At 61.4% G+C, this 14086-nt stretch carries 14 protein-coding genes and 1 tRNA gene; 9 read left to right on the top strand and 6 right to left on the bottom strand.

Annotated elements, in window-relative coordinates:
- Positions 1 to 205: 205 nt before the first annotated feature.
- From pstS to phoR, 7 genes are all read left to right on the top strand, one after another.
- Positions 206 to 1237 (top strand): phosphate ABC transporter substrate-binding protein PstS, encoded by a 1032-nt coding sequence (gene pstS, locus AC3WOG_RS15205; RefSeq protein WP_492578762.1) that lies wholly within the window; start codon positions 206 to 208, stop codon positions 1235 to 1237.
- A gap of 117 nt (positions 1238 to 1354) precedes the next feature.
- Positions 1355 to 2356 carry a phosphate ABC transporter permease PstC gene (gene pstC / locus AC3WOG_RS15200; RefSeq protein WP_492578760.1) on the top strand — a complete coding sequence of 334 codons (1002 nt, stop codon included), beginning with the start codon at positions 1355 to 1357 and terminating at the stop codon, positions 2354 to 2356.
- Entirely contained in the window at positions 2353 to 3249 is an 897-nt protein-coding gene (pstA, locus tag AC3WOG_RS15195) for a phosphate ABC transporter permease PstA (RefSeq protein WP_492578759.1), read from the top strand. The genes pstC and pstA overlap by 4 nt, the downstream gene beginning before the upstream one ends.
- 17 nt (positions 3250 to 3266) lie before the next feature.
- Positions 3267 to 4115 (top strand): phosphate ABC transporter ATP-binding protein PstB, encoded by an 849-nt coding sequence (pstB, locus tag AC3WOG_RS15190; protein ID WP_492578758.1) that lies wholly within the window; start codon positions 3267 to 3269, stop codon positions 4113 to 4115.
- 30 nt (positions 4116 to 4145) lie between these two features.
- On the top strand, positions 4146 to 4850 hold the full coding sequence (phoU, locus tag AC3WOG_RS15185) for a phosphate signaling complex protein PhoU (protein ID WP_028199154.1): 705 nt from the start codon (positions 4146 to 4148) through the stop codon (positions 4848 to 4850).
- Positions 4851 to 4877: 27 nt separating this feature from the next.
- A complete protein-coding gene (gene phoB, locus AC3WOG_RS15180) occupies positions 4878 to 5579 on the top strand; it encodes a phosphate regulon transcriptional regulator PhoB (protein WP_006051991.1) in 702 nt (233 codons plus the stop codon).
- Between the two features lie 132 nt (positions 5580 to 5711).
- Positions 5712 to 7025, top strand: coding sequence for a phosphate regulon sensor histidine kinase PhoR (gene phoR / locus AC3WOG_RS15175; protein WP_492578756.1), 1314 nt, complete (start codon positions 5712 to 5714; stop codon positions 7023 to 7025).
- Between the two features lie 76 nt (positions 7026 to 7101).
- On the opposite strand, the gene ppk1 is transcribed toward phoR, so the two are convergent.
- Complete coding sequence (gene ppk1 / locus AC3WOG_RS15170) at positions 7102 to 9165, bottom strand: polyphosphate kinase 1 (protein ID WP_492579812.1); 2064 nt, start codon at positions 9163 to 9165, stop codon at positions 7102 to 7104.
- Between the two features lie 202 nt (positions 9166 to 9367).
- Between ppk1 and ppx the strand changes: the two genes are divergently transcribed.
- Entirely contained in the window at positions 9368 to 10975 is a 1608-nt protein-coding gene (ppx, locus tag AC3WOG_RS15165; protein WP_492578755.1) for an exopolyphosphatase, read from the top strand.
- An 85-nt stretch (positions 10976 to 11060) separates the two neighbouring features.
- On the opposite strand, the gene AC3WOG_RS15160 is transcribed toward ppx, so the two are convergent.
- The 5 genes from AC3WOG_RS15160 to AC3WOG_RS15140 form a co-directional block, all read right to left on the bottom strand.
- Entirely contained in the window at positions 11061 to 11873 is an 813-nt protein-coding gene (locus AC3WOG_RS15160; RefSeq protein WP_492578754.1) for a GNAT family N-acetyltransferase, read from the bottom strand.
- A gap of 204 nt (positions 11874 to 12077) precedes the next feature.
- Positions 12078 to 12536, bottom strand: a complete 459-nt coding sequence (gene sixA, locus AC3WOG_RS15155; RefSeq protein WP_492578753.1) for a phosphohistidine phosphatase SixA — start codon at positions 12534 to 12536, stop codon at positions 12078 to 12080.
- Positions 12537 to 12816: 280 nt separating this feature from the next.
- Positions 12817 to 12893 (bottom strand) — tRNA-Pro (locus AC3WOG_RS15150).
- Between the two features lie 188 nt (positions 12894 to 13081).
- Positions 13082 to 13324, bottom strand: coding sequence for a hypothetical protein (locus tag AC3WOG_RS15145; protein WP_492578752.1), 243 nt, complete (start codon positions 13322 to 13324; stop codon positions 13082 to 13084).
- A 121-nt stretch (positions 13325 to 13445) separates the two neighbouring features.
- On the bottom strand, positions 13446 to 13619 hold the full coding sequence (locus tag AC3WOG_RS15140) for a hypothetical protein (RefSeq protein WP_341314790.1): 174 nt from the start codon (positions 13617 to 13619) through the stop codon (positions 13446 to 13448).
- A gap of 156 nt (positions 13620 to 13775) precedes the next feature.
- Here AC3WOG_RS15140 and AC3WOG_RS15135 point away from each other — a divergent pair, with 156 nt between their 5' ends.
- Positions 13776 to 13946, top strand: a complete 171-nt coding sequence (locus AC3WOG_RS15135) for a hypothetical protein (protein WP_492578751.1) — start codon at positions 13776 to 13778, stop codon at positions 13944 to 13946.
- Positions 13947 to 14086 lie beyond the last annotated feature (140 nt).

The following is a 14086-nucleotide window of genomic DNA, read 5'->3' as shown; positions in this document are numbered from 1 at the left end:
TTCGCGCCCCATCTTTTTCGCCTAATCGCTATAGCGACGGCAGCAGCGCCGTAAAAGTCCAGATTCAGCCGCCGGAACGCCTTTCACCTTTGTAATCAGACTGTCACATACGTTTCACGGTTAGTCACGTTACTGTCACAAAGAGACCCTAAGCTTCGCGGTGTTCGTGTTACTCGCTCACACCGCTCACACCCTTGGAGGTCTCATGAAATTGATGCAAACCGTGTTCGCTGGCGTCGCTGGCGCGCTTTTCGCGATCGCAGCGCAAGCCGCAGACATCACCGGCGCGGGCAGCACCTTCGCAGCACCGATCTACACGAAGTGGGCCGACGCCTATCAGAAATCCGGCGGCGGTAAGGTTAACTACCAGGGTATCGGTTCGTCGGGCGGTATCAAGCAGATCGTCGCGAAGACGGTCGACTTCGCCGGTTCTGACGCTCCGTTGAAGGACGATGAGCTCGCCAAGGAAGGCCTGTTCCAGTTCCCGACAGTGGTCGGCGGCGTGGTGCCGGTTGTCAACGTGCCGGGCGTGAAGCCGGCTGAACTGACGCTGTCGGGCGAAGTGCTGGGCGACATCTATCTGGGCAAGATCAAGAAGTGGAACGATCCGGCGATCGTTGCGCTGAACCCGAAGGTCAAGCTGCCGGATACCGACATCGCCGTGGTTCGCCGCGCCGATGGTTCGGGCACCAGCTTCATCTGGACGAACTACCTGTCGAAAGTCAACGCAGACTGGAAGTCGAAGGTCGGTGAAGGTTCGACGGTCAACTGGCCGACGGGTACGGGCGGCAAGGGCAACGACGGCGTCGCCGCTTTCGTGCAACGTCTGCCGGGCGCAATCGGCTACGTGGAATGGGCGTACGCGAAGCAGAACCACATGACGTACGTGGCGCTGAAGAACTCGACGGGCACGGTGGTCGAGCCGAAGACGGAAACGTTCAAGGCAGCGGCAGCGGGCGCGGACTGGTCCAAGTCGTTCTATCAGATCCTGACGAACGAACCGGGCAAGAACGCATGGCCGATCGTCGGCGCAACGTTCGTGCTGCTGCACACGACGCAAGATAAGGCTCCGCAAGGCGCCGAAACGCTGAAGTTCTTCGACTGGGCATTCAAGAACGGCACGCAAGCTGCAAACGATCTGGATTACATCTCGCTGCCGGATTCGGTTGTGTCGGAAATCCGTACGCAATGGAAGTCGAAGGTGAAGGACGCTTCGGGCAAGGCGCTCGCCGAGTAAGCCTGGCTTTAAGCATCACGTAACACGTTGGCCGTCCTCGTGTGAGGACGGCCATCGGCATTACCGGCCGCACGACACGTGTCATACGGCAACTGGAAACAGGTCCATCAGGCTCTCATGTCCGACATCCATTTAGCGTCTGGCGCGACCAGGTCGACACCGCCCGGCGGCTCGGCGCAGCAAAAAGCGCCCAGCCGCGCCGGCGACGTTATTTTCGGCGGCCTCGCACGCCTCTCCGCCATTGTCACGCTGCTGCTGCTCGGCGGCATCATCGTCTCGCTGATCGTCGCGTCCATGCCGTCGATCAAGCAATTTGGCCTCAGCTTCCTGTGGACCGCCGACTGGGATCCACCCAGCAAGCAATTCGGCGCACTGGTGCCGATCTACGGCACGATCGCCACCTCGATCATTGCACTCATCATCGCGGTGCCGGTCAGCTTCGGCATCGCGCTCTTTCTGACCGAACTCTCACCCGCGTGGCTGCGCCGGCCGCTCGGCATCGCGATCGAACTGCTCGCCGCGATTCCGTCGATCGTCTACGGCATGTGGGGTCTGCTGGTGTTCGCGCCGATCTTCGCGACGTGGTTCGAAAAGCCGCTCGGCGCGGTCCTCGGCGGCATTCCCTTCGTCGGTGCCCTGTTTCGGGGCGCGCCGATCGGTATCGGCATCCTGTGCGCGGGTGTGATTCTCGCGATCATGATCATTCCGTACATCGCCTCGGTGATGCGCGACGTGTTCGAAGTCACGCCGGTGCTGCTGAAAGAATCGGCGTACGGCATCGGCTGCACGACCTGGGAAGTGATGTGGAAGATCGTGCTGCCCTTCACGAAGAGCGGTGTGATCGGCGGCGTGATGCTCGGCCTCGGCCGCGCGCTTGGTGAAACGATGGCCGTCACCTTCGTGATCGGCAACACCAATCTGCTCGATAACGTTTCGCTGTTTTCGCCGGGCAACAGCATTACCTCGGCGCTCGCCAACGAATTCGCCGAAGCGGATCCGGGCCTGCATACGTCGGCGCTGATGGAACTCGGCCTGATTCTGTTTGTGATTACGTTCGTCGTGCTGGCGATTTCGAAGGTCATGCTGCTTCGCCTCGAAAAAGGGGAGGGCGCGAAATGAGCCAGCCCACTTTGAAAATGCCGGGTTCGAACGACGCCGACGCGCTAGAAGCGATGCGCGTGCGTCTGCAAGGCCGCCGTCGCATGAAGAACGCCGTCGCGCTGACGCTGTCGCTCGGGGCGATGGCGTTCGGCCTGGTGTGGCTCGTGTGGATTCTCTATACGACGCTGCGTCTGGGTATCGGCGGCTTGTCGGTCGAGTTGTTCACGCAATCGACGCCGCCGCCGAACACCGATGGCGGTGGGCTCGCCAACGCCATCGTCGGCAGCCTGATGCTGGTCGGACTCGCGACCTTCGTCGGCACGCCGATCGGTATTCTCGCCGGCGTGTATCTGGCTGAGTACGGTCAGAAAGGCTGGCTCGCAAGCGTCACGCGGTTTATCAACGACATTCTGTTGTCGGCGCCGTCGATCGTGGTGGGCCTCTTTGTCTACGCCCTGGTCGTGGCGAAGATGGGTCACTTTAGCGGCTGGGCAGGTGTGTTCGCGCTCGCGCTGCTGCAGATTCCGATCGTGATCCGCACTACCGAAAACATGTTGAAGCTGGTGCCGAATGCACTGCGTGAAGCCGCTTTCGCGCTCGGCACGCCGAAGTGGAAGATGGTGCTGTCGATCACGCTGAAGGCGTCGATTGCCGGCATCGTCACCGGTGTGCTGCTCGGCGTCGCACGGATCGCCGGCGAAACCGCGCCGCTGCTCTTCACGGCGCTGTCGAACCAGTTTTTCTCGTTCGACATGGGCCAGCCGGTCGCGAACCTGCCGGTCACGATCTACAAGTTCGCGATGAGCCCGTTTGCGCAATGGCAATCGCTCGCGTGGGCCGGCGTCTTCCTGATCACGCTCGCGGTGCTGGGACTGAACATCCTCGCGCGCACGATCTTTTCGAATAAGTAAGGGCGGAGTGTAATCCGATGAATATGGCAGAAACTCAACTCAATCCGATCGCGCGTCCCACCGCGCCCGCCGGTTTCGATCCCGCCCAAAGCGGCCAGGCGCAAACGCCGTCGCGTCCGAAGATCGAGGTCAACGACCTGAACTTCTTCTACGGCAAATATCACGCGCTGAAGAACATCAATCTGCACATTCCCGAAGGCAAGGTGACCGCGTTCATCGGGCCGTCGGGCTGCGGCAAGTCCACGCTGCTGCGCACCTTCAACAAGATGTACGCGCTCTATCCGGAGCAACGCGCCGAAGGCGAGATTCTGATGGACGGCGAAAACCTGCTGACCTCCAAGCGCGATATTTCGCTGCTGCGCGCGCGGATCGGCATGGTGTTCCAGAAACCGACCCCGTTCCCGATGTCGATTTACGACAACATCGCGTTCGGCGTGAAGATGTTCGAAACACTGCCGCGCTCGGAAATGGACGACCGCGTGGAATGGGCGTTGACCAAGGCCGCGCTGTGGAACGAAGTGAAGGACAAGCTGGGTCAGAGCGGCTACGGTTTGTCGGGCGGCCAGCAGCAGCGCCTGTGTATCGCACGCGGCATCGCGATCCGTCCTGAAGTGCTGCTGCTCGACGAACCGTGCTCCGCGCTCGACCCGATTTCAACGGGCCGCATCGAAGAACTGATCGCCGAATTGAAGAGCGATTACACGGTGGTGATCGTGACCCATAACATGCAACAGGCGGCGCGTTGTTCGGACTACACTGCCTATATGTACCTCGGCGAATTGATCGAATTCGGCGACACCGAAAAGATCTTCATCAAACCGGTCCGCAAGGAAACCGAGGATTACATCACCGGCCGCTTCGGCTAAGCCGACGAGCAAAAAATAACGGAGTACGACATGTCCGATAAACACCTGTCCAGCCAGTTCGATGCCGACCTGAATCTCGTTTCGTCGAAGGTCCTCGAAATGGGCGGTCTCGTTGAATCGCAGATCGTCAACGCGATGATCGCGCTCAACAACTTCGACCTCGACGTCGCCGAACAGGTGATCGCGGCCGAAGAACGCCTGAACACGATGGAAGTCGAGATCGACGAAGAGTGCAGCAACATCATCGCGCGCCGTCAGCCGGCCGCGCGTGACCTGCGCCTCTTGATCGCGATTTCGAAGACCATCACGAATCTCGAGCGCGCCGGCGATGAAGCCGAAAAGATCGCCAAGCGCACCAAGCGTCTGATGGAAGACGGCGCATCGCGCACCATCAATATCGCCGAGATCAAGCTGTCGGGTGAAATGGCCGTTTCGATTCTGCGCCGCGCGCTCGACGCGTTTGCCCGCCTCGACACAGTGGCCGCCGCGCAGATCGTGCGCGACGACAAGGCGATCGACGAGGAATTCCGCGCGTTCGTGCGCAAGCTGATTTCGTACATGACTGAAGATCCGCGGTCGATTTCGGTGGGCCTCGACTTCCTGTTCATCGCCAAGGCGATCGAGCGGATCGGCGACCACGCGAAGAACATCGCCGAATTCATCATCTACATCGTCAAGGGCACCGACGTGCGCCACAAGTCGCGCGACGCGCTCGAACGCGAAGCCCTCAGTTAACTCAGCATAAAGGTCAAAGAGGTGCCGATGCCCAGCAGCATTCTCGTCATTGAAGATGAGCCCGCCATTTCCGAACTGATTTCGGTCAATCTTCAACACGCCGGACACTGCCCGATTCGCGCGTACAACGCGGAGCAGGCGCAGAACCTGATCAGCGATGTGTTGCCCGACCTCGTCCTGCTCGACTGGATGTTGCCGGGTAAGTCTGGCATCGCGTTCGCACGCGATCTGCGTAACAACGAACGCACCAAGCACATTCCGATCATCATGCTGACCGCGCGCGGCGACGAACAGGACAAGGTGCTCGGCCTTGAAATCGGCGCCGACGACTATGTCACCAAGCCGTTCTCGCCGAAAGAGCTGATGGCGCGCATCAAGGCCGTGTTGCGCCGCCGCGCGCCGCAGTTGACCGAAGACGTCGTTGCGATCAACGGTCTGAAACTCGACCCGGCGACGCACCGGGTGGCCGCGCATGCCGAAGGCAGCGAGATCAAGCTCGATCTCGGCCCGACCGAGTTCCGTCTGCTGCATTTTTTCATGACGCATCCGGAGCGCGTGCACAGCCGCACGCAACTGCTCGATCAGGTGTGGGGCGATCACGTATTCGTCGAAGAACGCACGGTGGACGTGCACATCAAGCGTCTGCGCGCGGCGCTCAAACCGGCCGGGTGCGATGCTATGATTGAAACGGTGCGCGGCAGCGGTTACCGGCTCGCGAAGAGCGCTTAACTTCTTCGGCAGCGCTGAAGGCGCTGGTAACCGTAGGTAATGGCGCTTACACCACCTAAGTCACGCGCGTGATGAATAGGCGTCGCGGTCTCGGATCACGGCGCGTACGGTTTTTTCTTCGATCGCTAGAACATGAACATCATCTGGGCGCGCTCCCTCGTGTCGGTCGTGCTGCTGGCTGTTCTGTGCGCGGTGGTCGGCGCACTGGTGAACGTCAAGGCAGGACTGGCCCTCGCGATCGTTTTGCTGCTCGCGCAGAGCATCTTCAGCACCTTTCACAAGCAGCGCTTATGGCGCCTGCTCGACGCGCCGGTCTATGGCGAAGTGCCGAGCGCTCCCGGTATCTGGGGCGAAATCTATTACCGTCTGCATAAGCTCGCGAAGCGCTGGCATGCGCAGGTGCGTCAGGTCGAGCAGCAGCACTCGCGTTTCATCCAGGCGATCCAGGCGTCGCCGAACGGCGTCGCGATGCTCGACGATCACGACCAGATCGAGTGGTGCAACGCGATCTCCGAAGTCCATTTCGGACTCGACGCGAAACGCGATCTGCGTCAGCACATCACCCATCTGGTGCGCCAGCCCGACTTCGTCCGCTATCTGAATTCGCACCGCTACGAAGAAATGCTGATCATGCGCGGGATGGGCGACAAGCGCCAGAACGTGCTGTCGGTGCAGGTGTTTCCGTACGGCGAGAATCGCAAGCTGGTGCTCTCGCAAGACATCACTGAACTGGAGCGCACGGACGCGATGCGCCGGGACTTCGTCGCCAATGTCTCGCATGAACTCAAGACGCCGCTCACCGTGCTATCGGGCTTTCTGGAGACGATGCGCGAGTTGCCGTTGAGCGAAGCCGAACGCTCGCGCTACCTCGAACTGATGGAACAGCAGGCGTCGCGCATGCGTCATATCGTCAACGATCTGCTGGTGCTGGCCAAACTGGAAGGCGACAACAAGCCGCCAAGCGATCAGATGATCGATATGCGCGCGGTGTTGCGGCATCTGAAGGAGGACGCGGAGAGTCTGTCGAGCGACCATCACAAGATCGTGTTCGACACCGACGAAGGGCTCACGGTCACCGGCGTCGAAACGGAAATTCTCAGCGCGTTGGGCAACCTCGTGATTAACGCGATCCGCTACACACCGGATGGCGGCGCGATTCAGGTGAGCTGGCAAGCGAGCGGCGGCAGTGCGGTGTTTTCGGTCACCGATAGCGGGCTGGGAATTCCGGCTGCGGACATTCCACGGCTGACCGAGCGCTTCTATCGCGTCGACCGCAGCCGTTCGCGCGATACCGGCGGTACGGGCCTCGGGCTCGCGATCGTCAAGCATGTGCTGCAACGGCACGATGCACTGCTCGAGGTGAAGAGTGAAGAGGGGCGCGGCAGCACGTTCACCGTGCGCTTCCCGGTGTATCGCACGGCACGCAGGCACCCGGCGCCGGTTTGACAACGTTGACCCGTAAAAAAGCCCGCCTGGAAACAAGGCGGGTTTTTTTACGAGCCTGGTTCGCTCGCTGATTCGCTCACGAACAGAATTTAGTCAGCAAACTCATTTGCGCATTGCGCGAGGACTTGCCGGGCCGCCGCCGGCGATAGTGGCCGTCGCTTTGCATCAACCACGCGGACTGGTTGTCGCCGAGAAACGCCGACAAGCCTTCAGCAATCACGCGCCGCTTCAAACGACGGTTGTTGACCGGGAACGCCACTTCGACGCGACGGAAGAAGTTGCGGTCCATCCAGTCGGCGCTCGACAGATACACCTGTTCCTTGCCGCCGTCATAGAAGTAGAAGATGCGATGATGTTCGAGAAAGCGCCCGACAATCGAGCGCACTGTGATGTTCTCCGACAAGCCGGGCACGCCGGGCTGCAACGAACACACGCCGCGCACGATCAGATCGATCTTCACGCCCGCCTTCGACGCTTCGTACAACTCGGCGATCACGGTCGGCTCGAGCAGCGCATTCATCTTCGCGACGATGCGCGCTTTCTTGCCGGCGCGCGCATGCTCGGCTTCCGCGCGGATCGCTTCGACCAGTTTCGGGTGCAGCGTGAACGGCGATTGCCACAACTCATGCAGCCGCAATTCGCCACCAATGCCGGTCAGTTGCTGGAATACGTGGTGGACGTCTTCGCAGATTTTCTGATCGGCGGTCAGCAGGGCGAAGTCGGTGTAAAGCCGTGCGGTGCGCGGGTGGTAGTTGCCGGTGCCGAGGTGAACATAACGCTTGAGCGAAGTCTTGCCGCCCACCGACACGCGCCGCACGATCAGCATCATCTTCGCGTGGCACTTATGGCCCACCACGCCGTAGACGACGTGCGCGCCCACCGCTTCGAGTTGCGACGCCCAGTTGATGTTGGTTTCTTCGTCGAAGCGCGCGAGCAGTTCGACCACCACGGTGACTTCCTTGCCGTTGCGAGCGGCTTGCATCAGCGCGTCCATTAGCGGCGAATCGGTGCCGGTGCGATAGATCGTCTGCTTGATTGCCACCACGTTCGGATCTTTGGCCGCCTGCAACAGCAGTTCGAGCACCGGCTGAAAGCTCTCGTACGGATGATGCAGCAGCACGTCGTCCTGATCGATCACGTCGAACAGACTGGTGCTGTTGGCGATCCGCGGCGGTATGGCGGGGATGTGCGGCACGAACTTCAGGTCGGGCCGGTCCACCATCTCCGGCAACTGCATCAGGCGCACCAGATTCACGGGGCCGTCGGCGTAATAGCAGTCCTTGTCCGACAGACTGCTTTCGTCGAGCAGACGCCGCACGACGTGCGTGGGCGTTTCCGCCGACACTTCCAGCCGCACCGCATTGCCCAGGTGCCGAGCCGGCAATTCGCCCTGCAACGCGACGCGCAGATTGGTGATTTCGTCTTCGTCGACGAATAGTTCGCTATTGCGTGTGATGCGAAACTGATTGCAGCTGCGCACCACCAGATTCGGAAACAGCTCGCCCACAAAGCGTTGCAATAGCGAGCTGAGCAGCACGAAGCCATGCGGATAGCCCGACAGCTCCTGCGGGATCCGCACGAGGCGCGGCAACGCTCGCGGCGCCTGGACGATGCCCATCATCGCCTGGCGGCCGAAGGCATCCTTGCCTTCCAGTTCGACGACGAAGTTCAGGCTCTTGTTGAGCACACGCGGGAAGGGATGTGCCGGGTCGAGTCCGATCGGCGTGAGCACCGGCAGCAGTTCGTCGAAGAAGTAGTTGCGCGCCCATTCGGTCTGCGCTTCGTTCCATGCTTCGGTACCGTGAAAGTAGATGCCTTCTGCTTCGAGCGCGGTGAACACGGTGTCGTGCAGCATCGTGTACTGACGATGCACGAGCCTCTGCGCGCGTTCGACCACGAGGTCGTACACGTGTTGCAGCGACATGCCGTCGGGCGACAGCGCGCCCGGGTTGTCGCGCATCTGCTCCTGCAGTCCGGCCATCCGGACTTCGAAGAATTCGTCGAGGTTGCTACTGGTGATACAGATGAAGCGCAGGCGTTCGAGCAAAGGGACGGCGGGGTCGGCAGCTTGTGCCAGCACACGCTCGTTGAAACCCAGAATGCCCAGCTCGCGATTCAATAACGGGTAGCGGATGGACATCGGCAGCGAGAATGGAATGTCAGGAAGAGAGGCGGAAAGACGCTCGGAAATTCTCACAGTATGATTACGTAGTTATGACATTCTCGATGTCTTAAATTCTACGCTGTATTCTTCGCGTGTCGTCAATATGACGCAGTGTATATGGGACCATGGCGCACACCCTACACTGCGAGGTGACAACGTGAGGTCCGGTACGCTTAAAATGGCGTCTTTGAACAGCGCGGCCGGCTACAAGACGCATACGGCGTCTTCTGCATCCTCGGCTGCCGCGCTCGCGCGCATGGAGTCCGCTCAATCGATGGTCAATACTCCACAACTCCTCGCTGCCGTGGATCTCGGCTCCAACAGCTTCCGGCTGATCGTGGGCCGGGTCGAGGAAACCGACGCGGGCAGCCAGATTTATCAGGTCGACGCGTTGCGCGAACCGGTGCGCCTCGCCGCCGGTCTGTCGAGCGACAAGATGCTCGATCGCGCGTCGCAAGTGCGCGGCTGGGATGCGCTGAAGCGCTTCGGTGAACGGCTGCGCGACTTTCATCCCGATCATGTTCGCGCGGTCGCCACCAACACGCTGCGCATCGCCAAGAACGCCAACGAGTTTCTCGGCGAGGCGCAAGCCGCGCTTGGCTTCCCGATTGAAGTGATCGCCGGCCGCGAAGAAGCCCGTCTGATTTATGCCGGCGCCGCACACTCGGTGCCCGCGAGCTCGGGCAAGCGGCTGGTGGTCGATATCGGCGGCGGCTCGACGGAATTCATCATCGGTTCGCACTACACGCCGATCAAGATGGAAAGCCTGTATATCGGCTGCGTGAGCCATAGCCGCGCGTTCTTTCCAGCGGGCAATGTCGACGAATACACGATGCGCCAGGCCGAACTCGCCGCGAGCCGCGAAATCCAGATCATTTCCGCCGAGTACAAAAAGACCGGCTGGGAGCAGGCGATCGGCTCATCGGGCACGGCGCGCGCGCTGGCCGAACTGGTCGAGGCGAACGGCTTCAACGATCCGGGCGTCACGCACGGCATTTCGCGCGGCGGGCTCGAACGGCTCAAGCGCGCGTTGATCAAGGCGGAGAACGTCAATCGTCTGAAGCTTGTCGCGTTGAAGGCCGATCGGATTCCGGTGCTGGCTGGCGGTTTGTCGATCATGCTGGCGGTGTTCGATGAACTCGGCGTCGATTACGTCGATACAACGGACGGCGCGTTGCGTCTGGGCGTGCTGTACGACCTGCTGGGCCGCGCGCAGCACGAAGACATGCGTACGGTGACCGCCGGGGGTTTCATGCGGCGCTATGGCGTCGATCGTGCGCAGGCGGGACGTATCGGCGAACTGGCGGTGAGTTTCTACGATCAGTTCTCGGAGCCGGATGACGAGCGTCGCGTGGAAAACCGGATGTTCCTCGGTTGGGCCGCGGCTTTGCATGAAATCGGTTTGTCGATTTCGCACAGCGCATATCACAAGCATTCGGCCTATATCGCGAGCAATGCGGACATGCCGGGTTTTTCGCGCACCGATCAGGCGCGGCTCGCCGCGCTGGTGCTCGGCCACGCGGGTAAGCTCGGCAAGCTGTCGCAAACGCGCGAAGTGGAATGGCCGCTGTTGTTCTGCTTGAGGCTCGCGGCGCTGCTGTGCCGTCGGCGTGCCGATGTCGGTTTGCCCGGCATCGCGGTCGCGCAGGCGAACGGTGGCTACGAAGTGCGCTTGCCGAACGAATGGGTCGCGAACAATCCGCTCACGGATTACAGCTTGATTCAGGAGGCTGCGGAGTGGGAGAAGGTTGGCATCCCGTATCGCGTGGTCTACACGGACGAATAAAAAGCGTTGGTTGAAAAAAAGCCCGGCAGAATTCGCCGGGCTTTTTTTATGCGCGTCGCAGATGCGTCGAGCGTCTCCGGGGCAATCAACGCGGCAGCGTATCGCCCAAAAAGTGCCTTGCGTAACGTGCGTTGATTTCGGAAAGACGGAGCAGCGTCAGAAAGTCCGCCGTGTTGAAGTCGGGATCCCAGGCCGGTGCGCCGCAAATTTTCGCGCCAAGACGCAGATAGCCCTTCACCAGCGGCGGCGGTGCGACGTCCGCGCCTGTTTGCAGCTCGTCGACCGGCAGCGGCGTATGCGCAAACGCGCGATATTCCGGCGTCGTCAGCGCATTGTCGCGCAGCGAGCAATACAGATTCGCCGCGTAGTGACCGCCGTCGACCATCGCGACGCTCGCGCAGCCGAGCATCGTTTCGTAGCCGTTGTGCTTCATGTACGCGGCGAGGCCCGCCCACAGCGACATGATCACCGAGCCGCTGCGGTAGTCCGGGTGCACGCATGAACGGCCGACTTCGACCATCTTGGCGCGCAGGTGCGTGAGACGCGATACGTCGAACTCGCTCTCCGCATACAGACGGCCGATACGCGCGGCCTGATGCGGCGGCAACGCGCGATAGGTGCCGACAACTTTCAGCGTGTCGAGATCGCGCACCAGCAGATGATCGCAATACGAATCGAACGAATCGACGTCGAGACCGGCGGGGCCCGTCAGGCGGGCACCCATTTCATCGGCGAACACCCGGTAGCGCAGCCGCTGGGCCTCGCGCAGTTCTTCGTCGGTACGTGCCCATGTGACTTGCAGGCGATGCTGGGCGGTGACCGTCTCTTCGGCGCGCGGCAGACGGCGCAACTCGAAGATCGAAGCGAGGGGCAGGGTGGGCGTCGGCAGTTCTCGCATGTGGCGTCCTGGTCGAAAAAAGGGAGATTTCTTTTTTCGCCAATGTAGTAACGCCTGGTGACGATCGCATGGCAAAGTCGTGACGATTGGATGACTGCCCGTAAGCTGCGGGCTCGCGGCTTGTCATGTCACGCGGATGTGTTGTGCCGGCGCGACCGTGTGTGGCCGCGCCTGGGGTAGCGTTCGAGGCCGCGCCGCGCAGGCTCAGATCAAATCGGGACTCATCGCCGCGCGCAGTACGGCCTGTTCGTCGCCGTTGCGTTCACGGTTGGAGATCCACCACACACCGGCCTTCTTCAGCGGCCAGCTCGCTTCGCTGTTGGCGAGCAGCAGGGCTGCGACGTGGCCGAGGGTCGGCTGGTGGCCGACGATCACGACGGTTTGCGCGATGCCTTCGGGCCAGCCGGCGGCGGTGAGCACGTCGTTGGCGCTGGCGTTGGGGGCGAGCTCACGCACCACGCGATACTGGTCGCTCAAGGTTTCGGCGGTCTGGATGGTGCGCACCGCGGGGCTCGCGAGAATCACCGCGTCCTCGGGCAGGCGGGTGCGCAGCCATTTGGCGACGTTCTGTGCCTGTTTGCGGCCCTTCGTGGTGAGCGCGCGGGCGAGATCGCTCGGGGCGACATCTTCGGCTTCGGCGTGACGCCAGAGGATCAGATTCATGCGTGTCTCCTTGACTCTGGTTGCGGTGGGGAAAGCGGCGCCGGTGTTTCGATCACTGTCGCATGCGGGCTTGCGATGCCGCAAGGCAATGGCCCGGGCGGGTTGTATAAGCGACAGCGTATATCGAAGAAGTCCGCTGGATTTCGCTAGCGATTCGCCGCACGTCAAACGCTGCCCGCAGCGCGCTCAAACGTCCAAACAGACGCCACAATGCCCAAAATGCGGCCCAAAAGCAAAAACCCGCGAAGCCGGAGGCGACGCGGGTTTCGTAATGCTTTCGTGGTCGGAGCGATAGGATTCGAACCTACGACCCTCTGATCCCAAATCAGATGCGCTACCAGGCTGCGCTACGCTCCGACGAATCCGAGATTCTACGTGGCATTGGGTGCCAGAGTCAATGGTGAATTGCGTCGGACTGAAAACGGAGCGCAAAGGCGCATGTCCGCATGCCTATATGCGTCCTATCAACAGCAACCCGATCACGATGATCGACGCGACGCCGGCCACGCCGGAGGGCATCGCGTGGCGATGCCGGCAAGACCGTATCAATGCGCGGTCGCGGTGCTTGTTTGCCGCCTGTTGGAGAGATTGAAGCCCGTGCGCCACAACAGCGCTGCGGCGTGCATCAGCGCGCGACGGTCGGCGGCCGGCAGATCGTCGCGGCGGTTAAGACAGTCGGCGAGCCCGAGGATCGCGCTGTCGACCGTCAGCGCGTCGCCTTCGTGAAGCGCGACGTGCCGGATTTCCCAAACGATCTTATCGAGGCTGCTGCCGCTCATCCTGCTCATGGCTACCCCATCCCTTGCGCGTCGCTGTTAGTGTTCTTTCGAGTGTGCGAGCGCAGTGTATCGGCGGCTTAATAGCCGGAATGTGCGCAAGCGCACAAACGCACGAGCGGGTGGTTCTTCCTCAATGCCGGCGATGCATCCAGTCCGGCAGGTGCTGATGAGTCAGCCAGTGGTGCAGCATGCCTTCGCCGTCGTGTTCGCGCCGGTAGGTTCTCATTTCGAAAATCGACAAGGCGAGCAGCACGAGTAGACCAATTCCGAGTCCGACCAGACCCGCGATCGATTCAGCGTCCATAGCAGTCTCCTTTGATGATGCAGCCATGCCTCCATAGTAGGACACGCGTAACGAAATGGGAGGGGGGAGGCTGTGTGCCGGGGAACCGTGGATTACGCTTTGCAGGTAGACTCTTGGCGCTTTGCCGCCGCTATGTTCATTCTGCCTTGAGAGTCTATGAATCGCGTTCTACTGATTGCGCTGTTGCTGGCTGCCGGCCTGACCGGCTGTGCGGACAACCCATCCGGTCATCATGGCGGGCCACCGCCGAAAGATCCGGCCGACTATCACGGAGTGCCAACCGACGACCGGCCGCCTTCGATGATGCCCTCGCCCGCCGCGCCTTGATGGGTTGTGGTCAGCGTGACGCGACCTGCTTGACGGGCCGCTTCGGAAGCCGCGCCGTGCCGGCCGGGCTCGCTGCTTCAAGGAGAAAAAGGAAAGACGAAGCGCCGGCGCGGGCACGCCGGCGCTTCTGACCCGCGCAG

Source organism: Paraburkholderia sp. FW306-02-B (assembly GCF_058782725.1).
Note: the sequence above shows the minus strand (reverse complement) of the source record. Positions and strands in the feature narration are given on the sequence as shown.

Coding starts and splice junctions, on each gene's coding strand:
- pstS (WP_492578762.1), top strand. CDS start 206: ATGAAATTGATGCAAACCGTGTTCGCTGGCGTCGCTGGCGCGCTTTTC.
- pstC (WP_492578760.1), top strand. CDS start 1,355: ATGTCCGACATCCATTTAGCGTCTGGCGCGACCAGGTCGACACCGCCC.
- pstA (WP_492578759.1), top strand. CDS start 2,353: ATGAGCCAGCCCACTTTGAAAATGCCGGGTTCGAACGACGCCGACGCG.
- pstB (WP_492578758.1), top strand. CDS start 3,267: ATGAATATGGCAGAAACTCAACTCAATCCGATCGCGCGTCCCACCGCG.
- phoU (WP_028199154.1), top strand. CDS start 4,146: ATGTCCGATAAACACCTGTCCAGCCAGTTCGATGCCGACCTGAATCTC.
- phoB (WP_006051991.1), top strand. CDS start 4,878: ATGCCCAGCAGCATTCTCGTCATTGAAGATGAGCCCGCCATTTCCGAA.
- phoR (WP_492578756.1), top strand. CDS start 5,712: ATGAACATCATCTGGGCGCGCTCCCTCGTGTCGGTCGTGCTGCTGGCT.
- ppk1 (WP_492579812.1), bottom strand. CDS start 9,165: ATGTCCATCCGCTACCCGTTATTGAATCGCGAGCTGGGCATTCTGGGT.
- ppx (WP_492578755.1), top strand. CDS start 9,368: ATGGCGTCTTTGAACAGCGCGGCCGGCTACAAGACGCATACGGCGTCT.
- AC3WOG_RS15160 (WP_492578754.1), bottom strand. CDS start 11,873: ATGCGAGAACTGCCGACGCCCACCCTGCCCCTCGCTTCGATCTTCGAG.
- sixA (WP_492578753.1), bottom strand. CDS start 12,536: ATGAATCTGATCCTCTGGCGTCACGCCGAAGCCGAAGATGTCGCCCCG.
- AC3WOG_RS15145 (WP_492578752.1), bottom strand. CDS start 13,324: ATGAGCAGGATGAGCGGCAGCAGCCTCGATAAGATCGTTTGGGAAATC.
- AC3WOG_RS15140 (WP_341314790.1), bottom strand. CDS start 13,619: ATGGACGCTGAATCGATCGCGGGTCTGGTCGGACTCGGAATTGGTCTA.
- AC3WOG_RS15135 (WP_492578751.1), top strand. CDS start 13,776: ATGAATCGCGTTCTACTGATTGCGCTGTTGCTGGCTGCCGGCCTGACC.